Origin of the sequence: Neorhizobium sp. T25_27 (assembly GCF_002968565.1) — a bacterium.
Classification (GTDB): domain Bacteria; phylum Pseudomonadota; class Alphaproteobacteria; order Rhizobiales; family Rhizobiaceae; genus Neorhizobium; species Neorhizobium tomejilense.
Genome location: NZ_PVBJ01000005.1, coordinates 88,313 through 107,914, shown reverse-complemented (window position 1 = coordinate 107,914; position 19,602 = coordinate 88,313). Strand labels below are relative to the sequence as shown.

The window sequence follows — 19,602 nt, the reverse complement described above, 5'->3', positions numbered from 1 at the left end:
GCGCCTGGGCGCCCCGTTTTTCGTTGGCCCTCCAATGATCTAAGATCGGACCATGAGCGAATCAAAAGCAATGATCCTGGGCTCCAGCGGCCCGACCCTCACCGCGGACGAAGTGGCGCTTTACCGGGATGAACGACCCTGGGGCTTCATCCTGTTTGCCCGCAATTGCGTCGAGCCGGCGCAGATCACCGATCTCGTCGCGTCCATGCGCGACGCTGTCGGCCGGCCGGATGCGCCGGTGCTGATCGACCAGGAGGGCGGCCGCGTCCAGCGCATCCGCCCGCCGATGATCGAGCGTTATCCCTCGGCCGCCGTGCTCGGCGAGCTTTACCGCCGCGATCGCGAAAAGGGCCTGCGGGCGACTTGGCTGATGTCGCGCCTGCATGCCTTCGACCTGATGAAATTCGGCATCAATGTCGATTGCCTGCCGGTGCTCGACGTGCCGATCGAAGGGGCGAGCAACGTCATCGGCGATCGCGCCTATGGATTTGATCCGAAGACGGTTGCCGAAATGGGGCAGGCGGCCGCCGACGGCCTCAGGGCGGGCGGCATGCTGCCGGTGATGAAGCATATTCCGGGTCACGGCCGCGGCATGGCCGACAGCCATCACGAACTGCCGGTGGTCACCGTCTCGCGCGCAGATCTGGAAGCGCACGACTTCCTGCCCTTCGTCGCCATGAAGAACGAGCTGATGGCGATGAGTGCCCATATCGTCTTCACCGCCATCGACCCGGATGAGCCGGCGACCATTTCGCGCAAGGTGATCGACGAAATCATCCGCGGCCATATCGGCTTCGACGGGCTGCTGATGTCCGACGACACCTCCATGAACGCCCTGAAGGGCACGATCGGTGAGCGTGCGGCGAGAATCGTTGGGGGCGGTTGCGATATTGTCTTGCATTGCAACGGCGTGATGGACGAAATGAAGGCCGTCGTGAAGGAAGCGATACCGCTCGGCGGCGAAGCGCTACGGCGTGCGAAGGCGGTGGAAGCGGCCTTCGGCCGGGGCGACGGCTTGAGCGAGGAGGCGGTCCGCGCGGAGTTCCAGGGTCTTCTCGCCGTCTCCTGACGGCTGTCGACAGCAAGAGGTTGGGGAATGGCAACGACGACATCGCAGAACGCCATTCCGATGGACAAGCTGTGGCAGGATGCCGGCGCCGAACGTGCGACAGACGATCCGGCACTTGTCATCGATGTCAGCGGTTTCGAAGGTCCGCTCGACCTGCTGCTTCATCTGGCCCGCACCCAGAAGGTCGATCTCGCCCGCATCTCCGTTCTGGCACTGGTCGAGCAATATCTATTGTTCATCGACAGCGCCCGGCGGGTCCGCATCGAGCTTGCCGCCGATTATCTCGTCATGGCCGCCTGGCTCGCCTATCTCAAGTCGAAGCTGCTTATTCCGCAGCAGGCCAAGGGCGACGACGGCCCGAGCGGCGAAGAACTGGCAGCGACACTCGCTTTTCGCCTGAAGCGCCTTGAGGCGATGCGCGAGTCGGCGACGCGGCTGGTCAACCGCAATCGCCTCGGCCGCGACGTCTTTGCCCGCGGGGCGCCGGAACATATCCCGCATCGCGTCGAATCCGCCTATGACGCGACGCTTTATGACCTGCTTGCGGCCTATGCCAACCTGCGCCAGCGCACCGCCGTCACCCACGTGACGATTGAGAGGCGCAAGGTCTGGTCGCTGGTCGATGCCCGCGAACTGCTGACTCGCATGCTCGGCGAGATCGTCGACTGGACGGCGCTGCAGCACTATCTCTTGCCCTATCTGCCGCCGGAGGATCGCGTCACGGCAACCGCCAGTGCCTTTGCGGCGTCGCTCGAACTGGTGCGCGAAGGCAAGCTCGAAATCCGCCAGGACGGCGCCTTCCAGCCGATCTTTCTGCGCAAGGGGACCGGGCCACAGCAGCCCGCCCCACCACAGCCCGCCAAGGGAGGCGTGGATTGACGCCGCAAGAGGACGACGATCTGCCGATCGCTGCGGAAGAAGAGCCGGAACTCCCATCCTTCTCGTCGGCGGAAGTCGAGCGGATCGCGGAAGCGCTGGTCTTCGCCTCGGCCGAGCCGGTCTCTGAGGCGTTTCTGGCCGAACGCCTGCCGCGCGGCACCAATGTAAATGCGGTCATGCAGCAGCTGGCGGAGGTCTATGCGCCGCGCGGCGTCAATCTGATCCGGACCGGCGATCGCTGGGCCTTCCGCACCGCCGCCGATCTCTCCTTCGTCATCCGTAACGAAGACAACGAGACGAAGAAGCTGTCGCGCGCCGCACTCGAGGTGCTGGCCATCATCGCCTATCACCAGCCCGTCACCCGCGCCGAAATCGAGGAGATTCGCGGGGTACAGACGTCCAGAGGCACGCTGGACGTGCTGATGGAAGCGGGCTGGGTCCGCTTCCGCGGCCGCCGCCGCACTCCGGGACGGCCGGTGACGCTCGCCACGACACCTGATTTCCTCGACCATTTCGGCCTGGAGGAACTGCGCGATCTTCCCGGTCTCGAAGAATTGAAGGGCGCCGGTCTGCTTTCCGGCCGCATCCCGCCGGGCTTTGCGATACCCGTCCCGCTCAATGTCGACGATCTTTCCGAGGACGAGGACCCGATCACCCAACTCGACCTCGAGGAACTTGGCCTCCTGACGCCGGGCGGCGAAGCGGAAGAGTGATTTCGCGGGGATGGTCGCACCCTCGGGACGCGTCGGTCTGTCGCACCTCACGCTCCCCTGCGGCAGACATGGGGTCCCATGGCTCGCGCGGGCCCCTGATGTAGGTCATTTTTTGATGGTAGAGCCCTTTTCCGGCCTCGTTTCTCGGCTACAGGAGATTACCCCAGCCGAACCGCCGGCGACCCTAATGAGAGTGTCGCGACGGCGATCGCAGTCAGCCACGATGCCGAGGGGGCGATGCGGGTGGCAGACCAATCGCACTTTTTGAAGGATGTCCTTCAGGTGCAGGTCGGTAGATCGGACGAGCGCTATCGTTCACCTTCTCATTTGTCGCCGCTCGTTTTCTCATGGAAATCAGCTGGTTCGCCGATGTGGTGAAAGATGGCGGTTGTTATGCAGCCCACAATCGTGACCCCCGCTGGCTTCGGCTGGACATTTCGGTGTCGTGCCAAGGGTGGCCAGCTTGCGGCGGGAATCCTGTGGGGATGATCCCCCTCGGCGGCCTGGAATCCGAGACGTTAGAGGTTCGCAGGGCCAGTCAGCCGGGCCGTGGCCGGATCCGCGCCGACGAGTTGTCGTGCAGGGTTAAGGACGTCTCGATAAGGTGTCCACTGACGACATTTTGGTGTTTGAAAAAGCATCATAAAGAGCTTACATCGATGAAACGGTACTAATGGAGTTGGACTTATGGGTTCTTTCAGTGTGTGGCATTGGCTGATCGTTCTGGTCATCGTGCTCGTTCTCTTCGGACGCGGCAAGATTCCGGAACTGATGGGCGATTTCGCCAAGGGCATCAAGAGCTTCAAGAAGGGCATGAGCGACGAGGACGCCCCCGAGGCGAACGGCGCGACGACCACGACGAAGACCGTTGATCTCAAGGCTGAAGAGGCCAAGGAAACCACCCGGTCGTAATGGCCGAGTGGCGGGTTCCAGGAGCCTCGTTGAATGTTAGATATCGGCTGGACCGAGCTTCTCGTCATTGCGATCGTGTTGATCGTCGTGGTTGGTCCGAAGGATTTGCCGCCCATGCTCAGGGCCTTTGGCAAGATGACGACCAATCTGCGCAAGATGGCCGGGGATTTCCGCTCGCAATTCGACGAGGCGCTGAAGGAGTCGGAACTCGACGACGTGCGCAAGACGATTTCGGATGCGCAGCGGCTGAACCCGACGAACGCGCTGAGGGATGCGATTAACCCGCTCCGGCAGATGGGTCAGGAAATCCGCGCCGACCTGCAGAAGGCAACGCAGATGCCGACGCCGGCCGTAGCCGAGACCGATATCGAGGCCCAGCAGGCTGTCGAGGGCACGTCGAGCATCGACGCCGCTCCGGAGGTTCCCGCAAACTTCCCGTCGGCAGCGCCCGCATCCTCGACACCTGCGCCAGCTCCGGCCCAGTCCGCGCCTGCCTCACCTGAGGCAGCGGCTGCGACAACCGTCGTGGAAAAGCCGAAGCCGGTCCGCAAGACCGCCGCCAGGGCAAAACCCGTCGTCGAGACCGCCGCGGCTCCGGTTGCCCCGGCAGCTATTGTCGAAAAACCGAAACGCCCTCGCGCGGCGGCAAAACCGGCTCCTGTTGCCCAGGCTGTGGATGAGGCGATCGTCAAGGCTCCGGCCCGCAAGCGCACGCCGAAAAAGGCCGATACCCCGAAGGACGACGCATGAGCGGTGACATCGAAGACAAGCCGCAGCCGCTCATCGAGCATCTGATGGAACTGCGCACTCGGCTGATGTGGTCGATCGGCGCATTTTTCGTCGCGTTCGTCGTCTGTTTCTTCTTCGCCAAGCAGCTCTTCAACCTGCTTGTCGTTCCTTACAAATGGGCTGTCCTCTGGGCCGGCCTCGATCTTGCCAAGTCCGAGCTGATTTACACCGCGCCGCAGGAATTCTTCTTTACCCAGGTGAAGGTGGCGATGTTCGGGGCGCTGGTGATTGCCTTCCCGGTGATCGCGTCGCAGATCTACAAGTTCGTGGCGCCTGGCCTCTACAAGAACGAGCGGGCTGCCTTCCTGCCGTTCCTGGTCGCTTCGCCGGTCCTCTTCCTGATGGGCGGCGCGCTGGTCTATTTCTTCTTCACTCCCATGGTCATGTGGTTCTTCCTCGCCATGCAGCAGGCGCCGACCGAAGGTGAAGTCGGCATTTCGCTTCTGCCGCGGGTCTCGGAATATCTGAGCCTGATCATGACGCTGGTCCTGTCCTTCGGGCTGGTGTTCCAGCTTCCGGTCGTCACCACGCTGCTCGCCCGCGTCGGCATCCTCTCCAGCGACTGGCTGCGGGAGAAGCGCAAATACGCGATCGTGCTGGCCTTCGTGGTCGCAGCCGTGCTGACCCCGCCAGATCCGATGTCCCAGATCGGTCTTGCACTGCCGACCATCCTTCTCTACGAGATTTCCATCTACGCCGCACGACTCGTCGAGCGCAAACGTGCCGAGGACAAGCTTTCTGAGCAGGAACCTTCGGATGTTGCGGAGACGGACAAGGCCTGAAGCCTTCCGGCCTGCCTTGCGAGTCCGCGACGTTCCGCTCTAAAGGCAAGGCAAGATGCTCGATATCAAGTGGATCCGTGAAAACGAAGGGGCTTTGGATGCGGCGCTCAGCAAGCGCGGCGCAGAGCCCATGGCGGCAACCCTCCTGGCGCTGGACGACAAGCGCCGTTCCGTCATCCAGAAGCTTCAGGACATGCAGTCCCGCCGCAACGCCGCCTCCAAGGAGATCGGCATTGCACTCGGACAGAAGAATTCCGAGCTCGCCGAAAGGCTGAAGGCCGAAGTCGGGTCGATCAAGGACACGATGCCGCTTGCCGAGCAGGAAGAGCGCGAGGCCGTTGCGGCCCTCGAGGACGCCCTGTCGCGCATCCCGAACGTGCCCTTCGACGACGTACCGGTCGGCAAGGACGAACACGACAACGTGGTCAAGCACGTCGTCGGCGAAAAGCCGCGCTGGAACCATGCTGCCAAGGAGCACTACGAGATCGGCGAAGCGCTCGGAATGATGGATTTCGAACGCGCGACAAAGCTCTCCGGCTCGCGTTTCACCGTCCTCACCGGCCAACTCGCCAGGCTTGAGCGGGCCCTCGGCCAGTTCATGATCGACATGCACACGACGGAGCACGGCTACACGGAGGTCTCTTCGCCCCTGATGGTGAAGGGCGACGCCATGTACGGCACGGGCCAGTTGCCGAAGTTCGAGGAAGACCTCTTCAAGACGACGGATGGCCGCTACCTGATCCCGACGGCGGAAGTGACGCTCACCAACCTCGTTGCCGGGGAAATGCTGGAACAGGAAAAGCTGCCGTTGCGCTTCACCGCGCTGACGCCGTCCTTCCGTTCGGAAGCCGGTTCCGCCGGCCGCGATACCCGCGGCATGCTGCGCCAGCACCAGTTCTGGAAGTGCGAACTCGTGTCGATCACCGATCAGGAAAGCTCGGTCGCCGAGCACGAACGGATGACCGAATGCGCCGAGAACATGCTGAAGCGCCTCGGCCTGCATTTCCGCACCATGACGCTCTGCACCGGCGACATGGGTTTTGGCGCACGCAAGACCTATGACATCGAGGTCTGGCTGCCGGGCCAGGATACCTATCGTGAAATCTCGTCCTGCTCCGTCTGCGGCGATTTCCAGGGGCGTCGCATGAATGCGCGCTATCGAGCCAAGGACGACAAGGCGCTGAAGTTCGTTCACACGCTGAACGGCTCGGGCGTCGCGGTCGGCCGTTGCCTGATCGCGGTCATGGAAAATTACCTGAACGAGGACGGTTCGGTCACAATTCCGGACGCGCTTCTGCCGTATATGGGTGGCCTGACCAAGATCGAGCGGGCGGCCTGATGCGGATACTTCTGACCAATGACGACGGCATTCACGCCGAGGGCCTCGCCGTTCTCGAGCGTATAGCCCGGAAACTTTCGGACGACGTCTGGATCGTCGCGCCGGAAACCGACCAGAGCGGCCTTGCCCATTCGCTGACGCTCTCCGAGCCACTGAGGCTCCGCAAGGTTGGCGAGAAACATTTCGCCCTGCGCGGCACGCCGACCGATTGCGTCATCATGGGTATCCGCGAAATCCTGCCCGAAAAGCCGGACCTGGTGCTTTCGGGTGTCAACGACGGCGCCAACATGGCCGATGACGTCACCTATTCCGGCACTATCGCCGGTGCGATCGAAGGCACGCTCCAGGGCGTGCGCTCTTTCGCGCTGAGCCAGGCGGTGCGACGCGAGAACGGTCGTTATGCGCCGTGGGAAGTCGCCGAATCCTTTGCGCCGGACCTCATCCGCAAGCTGATTGACGTGGACTTGCCCGACGGCACCTTCCTCAACCTCAATTTCCCGAACTGCGAACCTGCCGACGTGCAGGGCGTCGAAGTGACGTCACAGGGAAAGCTCGATTTTGGCCTGACGATCGACGCCCGCAATGACGGCCGCGGTCTGCCTTATTACTGGCTGCGATTCGGCGAACGGAAAGGTCATTTCCGCGAGGGCACCGATATTCAGGCGCTCAAGGAAGACAAGATCTCCGTAACGCCGCTGAAACTGGACCTGACCGATCATTCGGTTCAGGATCGTGTGGCAAAGGCACTGGGATTCGGAGCTGCCGATTGAAATCGGGCATGGTCGAAAAAGAGGGTTTTGCGGCGCTCGTGCTGCGCCTCAGGTCGGAAGGCATTTCCGACCTCGATCTGCTGACCGCTGTTGAACAGACGCCGCGCTCGCAGTTCGTGCCGCTATCGCTTGCCGAGGACGCCTATTCCAGCCGTACCGTGCCGATCGACTGCGGCTCCTTCATGGAGGGCGCAGATCTCGCCGTGCGCTTGCTGCATCGCCTCCAGGTCAAGCCCGGCCATAGGGTGCTCGAAATCGGCACGGGCAGCGGCTTCACTGCCGCCGTCATCGCCCGCATCGCCGAGCGGGTGCTGACCGTCGAGCGATATCGCACCCTAGTCACCGCCGCCCACGGCCGCATGGATGCGCTGGGGCTGCGCAATGTCGTCGTGCGCCAGGCGGACGGCGGCAACGGCATGCCGGGCGAGGGCACTTTCGACCGCATTTTCGTCACGGCGGCCTTTTCTTCGCTGCCGCGATTCTATGCCGAGCAACTCACGCATGGCGGTTCGATGGTCGCGCCGCTCACCGACGGCGAGTCCTGCATGATGGTGCGCCTCACCAAGACCGGCAGCCGATTCGAGCGGGAGGATCTGTTCCCGGTGCCTTTTTTGCCGATCGTTCCGCATATTGCGGCGGCGCTCTAGGCCGTTTGTTCCATGCCGCGACGGCGTTTCGGCCGTCATGGTTATCAATTTCTCTAAAATTTTAGGACAATGCCTGCCCTTTAACGGTGCAGTAAGACTAACGCGCTTTAATGACTCTCACGATGGTGGCGTATCTGTAAGCGAGTCATGCGTATGAAGAGTTCTCCGAAATTCGGAAAATCCGTAATCAAATTTGCTGTCGCGGCACTGCTTGCCAGCGCTGCGACAGGGTGCAGTTCGGACGCGACCCGTTTCTCGGGGCTCTTTTCGAAATCCGACAACATAACGACGGCGTCCATTCCGCAGCGACAGGGTGGTGGGGCTTATGGCCGCGCACCGACCCCGCAGGCAGATCTCGGCTCCGGCCAGGCTCAGGCGCTGCCGCCGATCCCGCAGAACGACTACGGCTCGCGCAACGCAGCCATGGCTCAGCCCTATCCGGGCAATTCCGGCGGGTATACCTCTCCGGCGCGCACCGCATCCGCTCCCGTTGCTGTGCAGCGAACCGAACTCGCAGCTCCGACTGGCGCCACGGCGCAGCGTAGCGTCGCCCCGATGGGCCGCGATACGGCTCGCCAGGAGGCGCTCGCCCAGCCATTCCCGGGCCGCCAGCCGGCTGCCAACACGCTTGTCGCTCCGTCCGCTCCGTCCGCTTCGACGCTGAAGGCCGACAGTGTCGTCACCGGCACGACCCCGAAGCCGATGTCCGGCTGGTCCGCGGTCAACGCTCCCAAGGTGACCCTGAAGCCCGGCGAAACGGTTTCGACGCTTTCCAAGCGTTACGGCGTTCCGGAAAAGGAAATCCTGAAGGCAAACGGCGGCGCCGTTGCTGCCGGCCAGTCCGTCCTTATCCCGACCTTCGGTACGGCGCAGAATTCGGCAAAGAATGCCGCCGGCACGATCGACCTCCAGAATAAGGGTCCGGCGCCTGCCCGGGAGCCCGATCAGAAACTCGCCGTCCTGCCGACCCCGGCGCGTGACAAGGCGATGGCCGAACCCGCCAAGCTGACGCCTCCGGGCGGCAAGCCCGTCGGCGGCACCTATGTGGTCAAGCCGGGCGACACGATCACCAAGATCGCCCGTGAAACCGGCACGCCGGTCGATCAGCTGAAGGCCGCCAACAACCTGACATCGGGCGGCGTCCGCATCGGCCAGACGCTCAAGGTTGCGAACGGCGCTGCGGCTCCTGTCGCTGACCCGGTCAAGACCGCATCCATTCCGCAGAAGCCGGTCGAAAAGGCCGCAGCCGCGGCCCCGAAGCCGGCTGCTGCCGCCGCACCTGCCCAGGTTGCCCAGGTGTCTGTGGCACCGGCAGCAGCCAAGGCTGCTGTCGATAACGCATCGGTCGCCGACGTCGAGAAGAAGTCGGACACCGCTTCCGTGGCGCCTCAGTCGACCGGCATCGGCAAGTATCGCTGGCCGGTCAACGGCGCGGTCATCGCCGGCTACGGCCAGAACGTCGACGGCAACCGCAATGACGGCATCGACATCTCGGTTCCGGAAGGCACGCCGATCAAGGCTGCCGAAAACGGCGTGGTCATCTATGCGGGCAACGGCCTGAAGCAGCTCGGCAACACGGTTCTCGTCCGTCACGACGACGGCAAGGTCACCGTCTACGGCCATGCCGGTAGCATCAACGTCACGCGCGGGCAGAAGATCACCCGCGGCCAGACGGTTGCCGCCTCCGGCATGAGCGGCGACGCGAAACGCCCGCAGGTCCATTTCGAAGTCCGCAAGGACGCGACCCCGGTCAACCCGATTACCTTCCTTGAATAAGTAGTGCGTTTCAGGGGACGGAGAAAAGCCCGGCAGTGCCGGGCTTTTTGCGTTCTCAGTGCTTTTCCGGGTTTCAATCTCGGGAGAGTGGCTTCCTCAGCCGCCCGCCAAGATCCTGGATATATTGCCAGGCGACGCGGCCTGAACGCCCGCCGCGGGTGGTCGCCCATTCGAGCGCCTCGTGGTGCAGCGTCTGCTGGTCGAGGCCAAGCTCGAAATATTCGGCATATCCGTCGATCATCGTCAGATAGTCATCCTGGCTGCATTTGTGGAAACCGAGCCACAGGCCGAACCGATCCGACAGCGACACCTTTTCCTCGACCGCCTCGGACGGGTTGATCGCCGTCGACTGCTCGTTCTCCATCATATGGCGCGGCAGGAGGTGGCGGCGGTTGGAGGTGGCGTAGAACAGAACGTTGTCGGGCCGGCCTTCGATGCCGCCGTCGAGTGCCGCCTTTAGTGATTTGTAGGCGGTATCGTCATGATCGAAGGAAAGGTCGTCGCAGAAGACGATGACGCGCTGGCCGGAAGCCTTGAGGATATCGAGCAGGGCAGGGAGCGAGGCGATGTCCTCGCGGTGCACTTCGACGAGCTTCAGGGAAATCGCAGTCGCGGCGCGCACGTCCTCGTGCACTGCCTTGACCAGCGAGGACTTGCCCATGCCGCGGGCGCCCCACAGCAGCACGTTGTTGGCTGCAAAGCCTTCCGCAAACCGCAGGGTGTTTTCGTGCAGGATATCGCGCACATGGTCGACGCCCCGGATCAGCGCCAGAGCGACACGGTTCGGACGCGGCACCGGCTGCAGGCGCTGGTTGGCCGGTACCCAGACGAAGCAGTCGGCGGCGTTCCAGTCGTTGATGGCGGGTGGAGGGCCGGCGAGCCGCTCCAGCGCATCCGCAAGCCTGCGGATCTCGGTCAGGATCAGGGTATTGATGTCGTTGCTCATGGTGTTTCTCCGGTCGCATCGGCGAGTTTTTGAGCCTTTTGGCTGCGGTAACATGCTCGTTAGTGCATCAAAAGCCTGAGAGCCGTGGATTCGGTACGCCGGCTGGCGTGTTTCTGTTGCATTCCGGCCTATCGCAACTATATTCCGGCGGCTTGAAACGGGGGCCCGGCGTCTCCGGTAATCTTAGGAGTTTTCGATGTTCATTACCGAAGCATTCGCCCAGGCCCCAGCCGCAGCACCGGGAGCCTCCGCGTTCGGCTCCGGCCTTGAGATGCTCTTCCTGTTCGCGCCGCTGATGGTGGTCTGGTATTTCTTCCTGATCCGTCCGCAGCGCGCCAATGCCAAGAAGCGCCAGGAGACGCTGTCCAACATCCGCCGCGGCGACCAGGTCGTTCTTGGCGGCGGCATAACCGGCAAGGTGACCAAGGTTGTCGACGACACCGAAGTGGAAGTCGAAATCGCCGAAGGCGTAAAGATCCGCGCCATGCGCGCCTATATCGCCGAAGTCCGCGTCAAGGGCGAGCCGGTCAAGACCGAACCTGCAAAGACCGGAACCGCTTCCTAAAGCGCCGCCGATACAGGGGCCCGTCTGGTACGTGGCCTTGAACTCAAAGAGCCGGATCGTCTCCGGCTCGCAACCTCTTCGAGAAGGCATGTGACCCATGGCGAAAGGCATCGAAATCCGCGACGCCCATTTCCCCGGTCGCGCTCCGATCGATGCCTATGGCAATGGCGGTTTCCGTTTTGCCGACATGTCGCATCGCGGCTCGCTGCTCTGCCTTCCGTCGGGTATCCACGGCTGGGAGCTGCAGGAAGGCGAGCCGCTGACGGTCGCTTCCCTGATGAGGGTGCTCGCCGAAGCCAGTGAGATCGAAGTGTTGCTTGTCGGCACGGGTGCCAATCTCAAGCCCATTCCGGCTGAGGTGAAGGCGGCGCTGAAGGCCAAGGGCATCGCCTCCGATCCCATGAGTACCGGTGCCGCCGTGCGCACCTTCAACATCATGCTGGCCGAATCGCGCGCCGTCGCGGCTGCTTTGATTGCCGTCTGACAGATGGCCGAATCAGCCAGACAGAACGGCGATATCTGCCTCGCAACGCTCAGGGAGACCGATCGCGACCGTTATCTCGCTTGTCTTCTGTCGCCGGAAGACAAGCGCGGCGCACTTGCGGCCCTTTATGCCTTCAACGCCGAGGTCGCCCGTATCCGCGACGTGGTGCGTGAACCGCTTCCGGGCGAAATCCGGCTGCAATGGTGGCGCGACCTCCTCGAAGGCAATGCTGCGGGCGACAGCACCGGCAACCCGGTCGTCGCCGGGCTGCTTGAGGCGGTCGAGACCTATCGCCTGCCGCGCCAGACGCTCGTCGACATGATCGAGGCGCGCATTTTCGATCTCTACGACGATCCGCTGACCGATCGCAACGCGCTCGAGGGTTATGCCGGCGAGACTGCTTCGGCACTCATCCAGCTCGCGAGCCTGATTCTCTCTCCCGCCGATGCGGCAAAATCTGCGGAGGCGGCAGGCCACGCGGGCGTCGCCCAGGCGATCGCCGGTTTCCTGCTGCTGATGCCGATCCATCGCCGTCGTCATCAGCTCTACCTGCCGCTCGATATTCTCTCGGCGACCGGGCTCGACCGTGATACATTTCTGCGCGGCGAGGACAGACCGCGCATTTCCGCCGCGATCGAGGCTTTTGCCGGGCTTGGATTGGAGCATCTGGCCAAGGCGAGAAAGTCGGGAACTATCCCGGCAGCGGTCTTTCCGGCCTATCTGCCTGTGGCGCTTGCCGAACCGGTGCTGCGCCGGGCAGTGCGTGCAGGTGCGTCGGTGCTCGACTCGGCCCTGCAACCGCCGCAGTGGCGGCGCCAATTGCGGCTCATGAAGGCCTCCGTCACCAGGCGCTTTTGACGGACGCCAAATTCGCGCAAGGCTCGCCGGCTAAGGAACGAAGCACAAATCCGGCGCCATCATAAGGAGAAGCGGTGTGAGCCCCGTTGTCGTCTGGTCGATCATCTTCGTACTCCTCATGGCGCTTGCCTATTACGTCACGCGAATGTCCGGCAAGGACAGGGACAAGGACGGCAACCTGCATGATACAGGGATGGCTATCCTCGAGTTCGGCCGTGCCTTTCCCAATGAGGCCATCCGCAGCCTGCATGTGACGGCCAAGGGCGACGCCATCTTCGTGCGGCTGCATGACAACAAGGCCGGCTTCATGCGCAGCCACCGCAATCACTACGCCTGCTTTCTGATCGAGCCCGGCCGGGTACGCGTGACCCCATTGCCGAACGCCAAGGGATTCACCGTCGAATTTCTGGACGCATCGACGCAGAACGGCACCTATCTCTTCTCGACGGAAAAGGAGGCAGCCGAAGTGGCCCTCTGGCTGCTCGACAACTATGTCAGCGTTGCCGACCGCGATCTGGAGGAAAAGCCGGGGACGCCTTCCGGGGATGTCAGCCCCGACCGAGCCAACTAGCGCAATCCTGAAGCGCGCGGGCGGAGAGCAGCTGCCGCTTCATCACCGTCTTGTCCTTGCCGCGGAAACGCTTGACGCCCTCCGGCTTGACGATCGATCCCGGCTCCAGCTCAGGAAACAGCCCGAAGTTGACGTTCATCGGCTGGAACGAACGCTTGCCCGGCTCGTCCTCCGAAACCAGATGTCCGCCCGTGATATGGCCGAGCAGCGAGCCTAGAGCGGTCGTTGCAGGCGGTGCCGGGAGCGTTTCGCCTTTGCGTTCGGCAGCGGCGAAACGGCCGGCGAGCAGCCCGATGGCCGCACTTTCCACATAACCTTCGCAGCCGGTGATCTGGCCGGCGAATCGCAAGCCCGGCCGGCTTTTCAGCGTCAGCGATTTATCGAGCAGCACGGGCGAGTGGATGTAGGTGTTGCGGTGCAGGCCGCCGAGCCTTGCGAACTCGGCATTCTGCAAGCCGGGAATCATCCGGAAAATGTCCGCCTGGGCGCCGTATTTCAGCTTCGTCTGGAAGCCGACCATGTTGTAGAGCGTGCCGAGCGCGTTGTCCTGTCGGAGCTGCACGACGGCATAGGCTTTCACCGTCGGATTATGGGCATTGGTGAGACCCATCGGCTTCATCGGCCCATGACGCAGCGTTTCGCGGCCGCGTTCGGCCATCACTTCGATCGGCAGGCAACCGTCGAAATAGGGCGTGCCTTCCCATTCCTTGAAACCGACCGAGTCGCCGGCGATCAGCGCGTCGACGAAGGCATTGTACTGCGCCTCGTCCATCGGGCAGTTGATATAGTCCTTGCCGGTGCCGCCGGGACCGACCTTGTCGTAGCGCGACTGGTACCAGCAGATATCCATGTCGATCGAATCACGGTGCACGATCGGGGCGATGGCGTCGAAGAAAGCGAGCTGGTCCTTGCCCGTCTCCGCCTGGATCGCAGTTGCAAGCGCCGGCGAGGTGAGGGGCCCGGTGGCGATGATCGCCAGATCCCATTCCTTCGGCGGCAGGCCCTGGACCTCCTCGCGCACGACGGTGATGAGCGGGTGGCTTCCGATCGCTTCGGTGACCGCGTCCGAAAATCCGTCGCGGTCGACGGCAAGCGCTCCGCCGGCCGGTACCTGGTGCCTGTCGGCACATGCCATGATCAGCGAACCGGCAAGCCGCATTTCCGCATGGATGACGCCGACGGCATTCGCCGTCGCATCGTCGGAGCGGAAGGAGTTCGAGCAGACGAGTTCGGCAAGTCCGTCCGTCTTGTGGGCATCGGTGCCGCGCACGCCGCGCATTTCATGGAGAATCACCGGCACGCCGGCCGAGGCGATCTGCCAGGCGGCTTCGGAACCTGCGAGGCCGCCGCCGACGACATGGATGGCAGCAGGAGAGGTGGGGGAGGTGGAAATATTGCTCATGGCCGGCTCATTATCACGCCATTTGCCGGACCGGAATCAAAAAGGCACCCGAGAAGGTGCCTTTGATACGTCCTTGGATGTCCTCTCGGACCGCTTTAACCTCGCCGCAACGGCCTCGTGCCGTGCGGGTCCGCCTGCGAGAAGCGGATTAGCGGAAAGAGCGGGCCGCGATGTGGCGGATGTCGTAGCGGGTCAGACCGATGTCGCTGAGGGCCTGGCTCGAAAGATTTCCAAGCTCGTTCATCGTGCGGCGGTAGCTGATCCAGTTCTTGGCGATACGGATCGGGTTCATGGTTGTTTCCTCAAGATCTTTTCCTGATGCTCTGTCGTCATCAGCGATGAGGGTCTTATACATCCGCATAATAAGAATGTGCAGTGCAAAAAATGTGCGACTGCCATGCAAATGTGCAAGAGATCGCTGAAATTTGTGGCGCAGGTCGAAAATCAGGCAGGAATTTTAGGCCTTAAATTTCCATGAACAAAAAGAAAAAGCGCCTCCCGAAGGAGGCGCTTTTGGATGGAGCAGCAATGTCCGTGCGAGGCTTAGAAGCCGACGGCAGACCGGGCAACGCGGCGGATATCGGCGCGGCCGATGCCGAGGTCGTTGAGTTCGCGGTCGCTCATGCGGCCGAGCTCGTTGACGGTTTCGCGGTACTTGCGCCAGGTGGTGAGCTTCTGTGCGATGTTCATGATCTTGTCCCTTTCTAGGCCCTTGCCAGCGGCCCATTCGGCGCTGACTTCAATCTCATGACCGGTAATATATGCTGCGCTGCAAAAAGTAACAGCGCCTATTCGGAATGCCACCTATGCATCCGGCGCATTACGAGATCGTTTACCATGCAGGAGTGCTGAAATTTTGCGCTGGTTTTGGGCAGATCGCATGCTGCAGGACAAAAAATAACGCCCACCGGGGGAGGAGGTCCGGTGGGCGTCATTTGTAACGACTGGCGATTTGGGAGGAGGAGGATCGCCAGTCCCATCAAGCCCGCGCTGGGAGGAGGAGTGCGCGGCTCGAATTCCTGTCACGGGAGACTTCCCGAGGGCATCTGCATCGTTCAGGTCGGGCGCCAAGCCGTCCAAACCAGAGAGATCGAAACCTTCAATCAATCTCCGTATTTGCATATTATGAGATTGCAGCGAAATTGTGCAGTGCAATATCCGTATGGATGGCATGCGGCTATTGCATGGCTCACATCGCCGTTGATTCCAATGTACACATTAGAATTTAATAAAAAGTTAAATATCCCGATAATCGCCGGTTCGACCGGGCGCGGCGGGAGCAAATTCGCCTATTCACCGCGGTTTCTCGGAGCTGCCAAAAAAGCGTCATTTTCCCTTTGCGTGCGCCGAAACGGGTGATATAGAGACGCGCGCTCCGGAAGGCCTTGTGCGACGAGGATTTTCGACGCGGCTGGGGCGCGGGTATGGTGAAATTGGTAGACACGCCAGATTTAGGTTCTGGTGCCGCAAGGCGTGGGAGTTCAAGTCTCTCTACCCGCACCAGAACCGCCCCGCATCAAAACCGCCAGGAGTGCGGTCCGAGCCGGTTCTGGCTAAAGGATCGGCGCTCCTTGAAGCCGCGGCCGGTCTCTCAAAGTTCCGGCGATGTGCTCATTGAAACCAACGGCTGTCTGAGCACCGCCGCCACGATATGAAGGTATGAAAATGCAGGTTACCGAAACGCTCGCTGAAGGGCTGAAGCGCGAAATCAAGGTCGTTATCCCCAAGCGGGATATGGAAGCGCAGCTGAACGTGCGCCTCGCCGACGCCAAGGACAAGGTCCGCATCAACGGTTTCCGTCCGGGCAAGGTGCCGATCGCCCATCTGAAGAAGATGTACGGCAAGTCGATCATGGCGGATCTCGTCAACGAGATCGTCCGCGAACGTCCGACCGAAATCCTCACCGACCGCGGCGAGAAGTCGGCGACCCAGCCGTCGGTCGCCATGACCGAGGACGAGAACGAAGCGGAAAAGATCCTCAACGCCGAGGTCGATTTCGAATTCACGCTCTCCTACGAAGTCATCCCGGAGATCGAACTGCAGCCGACCGACGGCCTTTCCGTCATTCGCGAAGTCGTCGAAGTCACCGAAGACGAAGTCAACGAGCAGATCGAGAAGATCGCCGAGAGCGCCCGCACCTTCGAGACCAAGAAGGGCAAGGCTGCCGATGGCGACCGCGTCACTATGAACTATCTCGGCAAGGTCGACGGCGTTGCCTTCGACGGCGGCACCGCCGAAGATGCCGAACTGGTTCTCGGCTCCGGCCGCTTCATCCCGGGCTTCGAAGACCAGCTCGTCGGTGTCAAGGCCGGTGACGAGAAGACCATCAACGTGACCTTCCCGGCCGAATATCCGGCCGCGAACCTTGCCGGCAAGGAAGCCACCTTCGACGTCACCGTCAAGGAAGTCGCAGCTCCGGCCGCTCTCGAGATCAACGACGAACTCGCCTCCAAGCTCGGCATCGAATCCGTCGATCGCCTGAAGGAGATCGTCCGCGGCCAGATCGAAAGCCAGTACGGCAACGTCACCCGCCAGAAGGTCAAGCGTCAGATCCTCGACCAGCTCGACGGCATGTACCAGTTCGACACCCCGCAGGGCCTCGTCGACGCCGAGTTCGACAACATCTGGCGCCAGATCAACACCGACCTGCAGCAGTCCGGCAAGACCTTCGAAGACGAAGAGACGACCGAGGAAGACGCACGCGTCGAGTATCGCAAGCTTGCCGAACGTCGCGTTCGTCTCGGTCTCGTTCTCTCCGAAATCGGCGAACAGGCCGGCGTCGAAGTGACCGAGGAAGAAATGCAGCGCGCCCTTTATGCGCAGCTCCAGCAGTTCCCGGGCCAGCAGAAGGAAATTCTCGATTTCTTCCGCAACACCCCCGGCGCTTCCGCCTCGCTGCGCGCGCCGATCTTCGAAGAGAAGGTCGTCGACAAGCTGCTCTCCGAGATCAAGGTCACCGACAAGGTCGTGACCAAGGAAGAGCTGATGGCTGAAGACGAGGAAGGCTCGGAAGGCACTGAAAAGCCGGCCAAGAAGAAGGCCGCTCCGAAGAAGGCTGCAAAGGCTGAGGCTGCTGACGAAGCCGCCGAAGGCGAAGAAGCTGCCGCTCCGAAGAAGAAGGCTGCTCCGAAGAAGAAGGCCGCTGAAGACAGCGCCGAATAACCTTCGCATTGATTGGATAGAAAAGCCGGGTCGGCGACGACCCGGCTTTTTGTTGTGATGAAACCTCCCGAGTCCGCCGCCCATGATCCGTATTGAAAACATCAGCAAATCGAACAGCCACCGCATCCTCTTCATCGAGGCCTCCGCGGCGCTGAACCGTGGCGAGAAGATCGGCCTCGTCGGCCCGAACGGGGCCGGCAAGACGACGCTCTTCCGGATGATCACCGGCTCTGAAATGCCGGACGAAGGGCAGGTCTCGGTCGAAAAGAACGTTACGATCGGTTATTTCAACCAGGATGTCGGCGAAATGGCCGGCCGCAGCGCCGTCACCGAAGTGATGGATGGCGCCGGTCCTGTGAGCGTCGTCGCCGCCGAACTGCACGAACTCGAATCGGCGATGGTCGATCCGGACCGGCTCGACGAGATGGATCAGATCATCGAACGCTACGGCGAGGTGCAGGCGCGTTACGAGGAGCTCGACGGCTACGGCCTCGAAGGTCGCGCCCGCGAGGTTCTCGCCGGCTTGAGCTTCACCCAGGAGATGATGGATGGCGATGTCGGCAAGCTGTCCGGCGGCTGGAAGATGCGCGTGGCGCTCGCCCGCATCCTGCTGATGCGTCCGGACGTCATGCTGCTCGACGAACCGAGCAACCATCTGGACCTCGAAAGCCTGATCTGGCTGGAACAGTTTCTCAAAGGGTACGACGGCGCGCTGCTGATGACCTCGCACGACCGCGAGTTCATGAACCGCATCGTCACCAAGATCATCGAGATCGACGGCGGGTCGCTCACCACCTATTCCGGCGACTACGGTTTCTACGAGCAGCAGCGGGCCCAGAACGAAAAGCAGCAGCAGGCCCAGTTCGAGCGCCAGCAGGCGATGCTCGCCAAGGAGATCAAGTTCATCGAGCGCTTCAAGGCTCGCGCGTCCCACGCGGCCCAGGTGCAGAGCCGAGTGAAGAAGCTCGACAAGATCGAACGCGTCGAGCCGCCGAAGCGCCGCCAGGCGGTCGCCTTTGAATTCCAGCCCGCGCCGCGTTCCGGCGAAGACGTGGTCAACATCAGGAATGTCGCCAAGCGATACGGCAGCCGCTCGATCTACGAACGTCTCGACTTCATGGTGAAGCGGCGCGAGCGCTGGTGCATCATGGGGATCAACGGCGCCGGCAAATCGACGCTGCTGAAGCTGGTAACGGGCTCGACCGAGCCGGACGAAGGCAGCGTCTCGGTCGGCGCCAGCGTCAAGATGGGATATTTCGCCCAGCACGCCATGGATCTCCTCGACGGCGACCTGACCGTCTTCGAATGGCTGGAAGAACAGTTTCCGCGCGCGGGGCAGGGGTCGCTGCGGGCACTTTCCGGCTGCTTCGGCTTTTCAGGAGACGATGTCGAGAAGAAGTGCCGGGTGTTATCCGGCGGAGAGAAGGCGCGCCTTGTGATGGCGGCCATGCTGTTCGACCCGCCGAATTTCCTCGTCCTCGACGAGCCGACCAACCACCTGGACCTCGACACCAAGGAAATGCTGATCAAGGCGCTGTCGGAATACGAAGGCACCATGCTGTTCGTCAGCCACGACCGGCATTTTCTCGCCGAACTGTCGAATCGCGTGCTCGAACTGACGCCCGATGGCATCCACCGTTATGACGGCGGTTATACGGAATATGTGGAACGCACCGGTTACGAGGCGCCGGGGCTGAGAAGCTAAGGATCAAGACAGGAGGCAGGGGCGAAGCGGCGTCGGCCTCCATCGTTTCCGGCCGGCGGACGCTGTGGCTTCTTCGTAAGCTGTCCGCCGGATATCCGTGAACTGCAGCGCGGGAAGTCAACTTTCCGTTAGGAAGACCGTCGTAAGACGTCGTTCCGGCACGCGCGGAAAGACCTCGGTTCGAGGGGGCTTACCGTCAGGCCGACCCGCAGCCGGAACGATTTTCTGCACAG

Annotated in this window: 20 protein-coding genes and 1 tRNA gene; 17 read left to right on the top strand and 4 right to left on the bottom strand. The window is 62.2% G+C overall.

Features of this window, described 5'->3' with window-relative positions; all coding sequences use genetic code 11:
- Positions 1–52: 52 nt before the first annotated feature.
- The 10 genes from nagZ (at position 53) to C5J24_RS16140 (ending at position 9,676) form a co-directional block, all read left to right on the top strand.
- A complete protein-coding gene (gene nagZ / locus C5J24_RS16185) occupies positions 53–1,069 on the top strand; it encodes a beta-N-acetylhexosaminidase (RefSeq protein WP_105419278.1) in 1,017 nt (338 codons plus the stop codon).
- 60 nt (positions 1,070–1,129) lie between these two features.
- The gene (locus C5J24_RS16180; protein WP_205836954.1) at positions 1,130–1,948 is read left to right on the top strand and encodes a ScpA family protein; all 819 of its coding nucleotides are present in this window, start codon (positions 1,130–1,132) and stop codon (positions 1,946–1,948) included.
- 20 nt (positions 1,949–1,968) lie between these two features.
- Positions 1,969–2,661 carry an SMC-Scp complex subunit ScpB gene (gene scpB / locus C5J24_RS16175; RefSeq protein ID WP_046668054.1) on the top strand — a complete coding sequence of 231 codons (693 nt, stop codon included), beginning with the start codon at positions 1,969–1,971 and terminating at the stop codon, positions 2,659–2,661.
- A 687-nt stretch (positions 2,662–3,348) separates the two neighbouring features.
- A complete protein-coding gene (locus C5J24_RS16170) occupies positions 3,349–3,573 on the top strand; it encodes a twin-arginine translocase TatA/TatE family subunit (RefSeq protein WP_037084545.1) in 225 nt (74 codons plus the stop codon).
- 33 nt (positions 3,574–3,606) lie between these two features.
- Positions 3,607–4,323 (top strand): Sec-independent protein translocase protein TatB, encoded by a 717-nt coding sequence (tatB, locus tag C5J24_RS16165; RefSeq protein WP_105419271.1) that lies wholly within the window; start codon positions 3,607–3,609, stop codon positions 4,321–4,323.
- A complete protein-coding gene (gene tatC, locus C5J24_RS16160) occupies positions 4,320–5,144 on the top strand; it encodes a twin-arginine translocase subunit TatC (protein WP_046608994.1) in 825 nt (274 codons plus the stop codon). The genes tatB and tatC overlap by 4 nt, the downstream gene beginning before the upstream one ends.
- Before the next feature lie 55 nt (positions 5,145–5,199).
- A complete protein-coding gene (gene serS, locus C5J24_RS16155; protein ID WP_105401182.1) occupies positions 5,200–6,483 on the top strand; it encodes a serine--tRNA ligase in 1,284 nt (427 codons plus the stop codon).
- Positions 6,483–7,253 carry a 5'/3'-nucleotidase SurE gene (gene surE, locus C5J24_RS16150; RefSeq protein WP_046636880.1) on the top strand — a complete coding sequence of 257 codons (771 nt, stop codon included), beginning with the start codon at positions 6,483–6,485 and terminating at the stop codon, positions 7,251–7,253. The genes serS and surE overlap by 1 nt, the downstream gene beginning before the upstream one ends.
- An 8-nt stretch (positions 7,254–7,261) precedes the next feature.
- A complete protein-coding gene (locus C5J24_RS16145; protein ID WP_371412553.1) occupies positions 7,262–7,900 on the top strand; it encodes a protein-L-isoaspartate(D-aspartate) O-methyltransferase in 639 nt (212 codons plus the stop codon).
- Positions 7,901–8,047: 147 nt separating this feature from the next.
- A complete protein-coding gene (locus tag C5J24_RS16140) occupies positions 8,048–9,676 on the top strand; it encodes a peptidoglycan DD-metalloendopeptidase family protein (RefSeq protein ID WP_105419269.1) in 1,629 nt (542 codons plus the stop codon).
- Between the two features lie 73 nt (positions 9,677–9,749).
- On the opposite strand, the gene C5J24_RS16135 is transcribed toward C5J24_RS16140, so the two are convergent.
- On the bottom strand, positions 9,750–10,622 hold the full coding sequence (locus C5J24_RS16135; RefSeq protein WP_105419267.1) for an ATP-binding protein: 873 nt from the start codon (positions 10,620–10,622) through the stop codon (positions 9,750–9,752).
- 196 nt (positions 10,623–10,818) lie between these two features.
- Between C5J24_RS16135 and yajC the strand changes: the two genes are divergently transcribed.
- The 4 genes from yajC to C5J24_RS16115 all read left to right on the top strand — a co-directional run bounded on the left by yajC (position 10,819) and on the right by C5J24_RS16115 (position 13,100).
- Positions 10,819–11,187: a preprotein translocase subunit YajC gene (gene yajC / locus C5J24_RS16130; protein ID WP_105401185.1), complete on the top strand. Its 369-nt coding sequence runs from the start codon at positions 10,819–10,821 to the stop codon at positions 11,185–11,187.
- Between the two features lie 97 nt (positions 11,188–11,284).
- Complete coding sequence (locus tag C5J24_RS16125) at positions 11,285–11,671, top strand: Mth938-like domain-containing protein (RefSeq protein WP_046667957.1); 387 nt, start codon at positions 11,285–11,287, stop codon at positions 11,669–11,671.
- 3 nt (positions 11,672–11,674) lie between these two features.
- Complete coding sequence (locus C5J24_RS16120) at positions 11,675–12,529, top strand: phytoene/squalene synthase family protein (protein WP_105419265.1); 855 nt, start codon at positions 11,675–11,677, stop codon at positions 12,527–12,529.
- A 118-nt stretch (positions 12,530–12,647) separates the two neighbouring features.
- On the top strand, positions 12,648–13,100 hold the full coding sequence (locus tag C5J24_RS16115; protein ID WP_046668053.1) for a hypothetical protein: 453 nt from the start codon (positions 12,648–12,650) through the stop codon (positions 13,098–13,100).
- On the opposite strand, the gene trmFO is transcribed toward C5J24_RS16115, so the two are convergent.
- From trmFO to C5J24_RS16100, 3 genes are all read right to left on the bottom strand, one after another.
- Positions 13,078–14,502: a methylenetetrahydrofolate--tRNA-(uracil(54)-C(5))-methyltransferase (FADH(2)-oxidizing) TrmFO gene (gene trmFO, locus C5J24_RS16110; protein WP_105419263.1), complete on the bottom strand. Its 1,425-nt coding sequence runs from the start codon at positions 14,500–14,502 to the stop codon at positions 13,078–13,080. The genes C5J24_RS16115 and trmFO overlap by 23 nt on opposite strands.
- A gap of 148 nt (positions 14,503–14,650) precedes the next feature.
- Positions 14,651–14,794, bottom strand: a complete 144-nt coding sequence (locus tag C5J24_RS16105; protein WP_007762204.1) for a DUF1127 domain-containing protein — start codon at positions 14,792–14,794, stop codon at positions 14,651–14,653.
- A gap of 251 nt (positions 14,795–15,045) precedes the next feature.
- Entirely contained in the window at positions 15,046–15,192 is a 147-nt protein-coding gene (locus tag C5J24_RS16100) for a DUF1127 domain-containing protein (protein WP_080951229.1), read from the bottom strand.
- Between the two features lie 728 nt (positions 15,193–15,920).
- Here C5J24_RS16100 and C5J24_RS16095 point away from each other — a divergent pair.
- The 3 genes from C5J24_RS16095 (at position 15,921) to C5J24_RS16085 (ending at position 19,369) form a co-directional block, all read left to right on the top strand.
- Positions 15,921–16,005, top strand: a tRNA-Leu gene (locus tag C5J24_RS16095).
- Between the two features lie 162 nt (positions 16,006–16,167).
- Positions 16,168–17,664 (top strand): trigger factor, encoded by a 1,497-nt coding sequence (gene tig, locus C5J24_RS16090; protein WP_046636873.1) that lies wholly within the window; start codon positions 16,168–16,170, stop codon positions 17,662–17,664.
- A gap of 82 nt (positions 17,665–17,746) precedes the next feature.
- Positions 17,747–19,369, top strand: coding sequence for an ABC-F family ATP-binding cassette domain-containing protein (locus C5J24_RS16085; protein ID WP_105419261.1), 1,623 nt, complete (start codon positions 17,747–17,749; stop codon positions 19,367–19,369).
- The last annotated feature ends 233 nt before the right edge of the window (positions 19,370–19,602 follow it).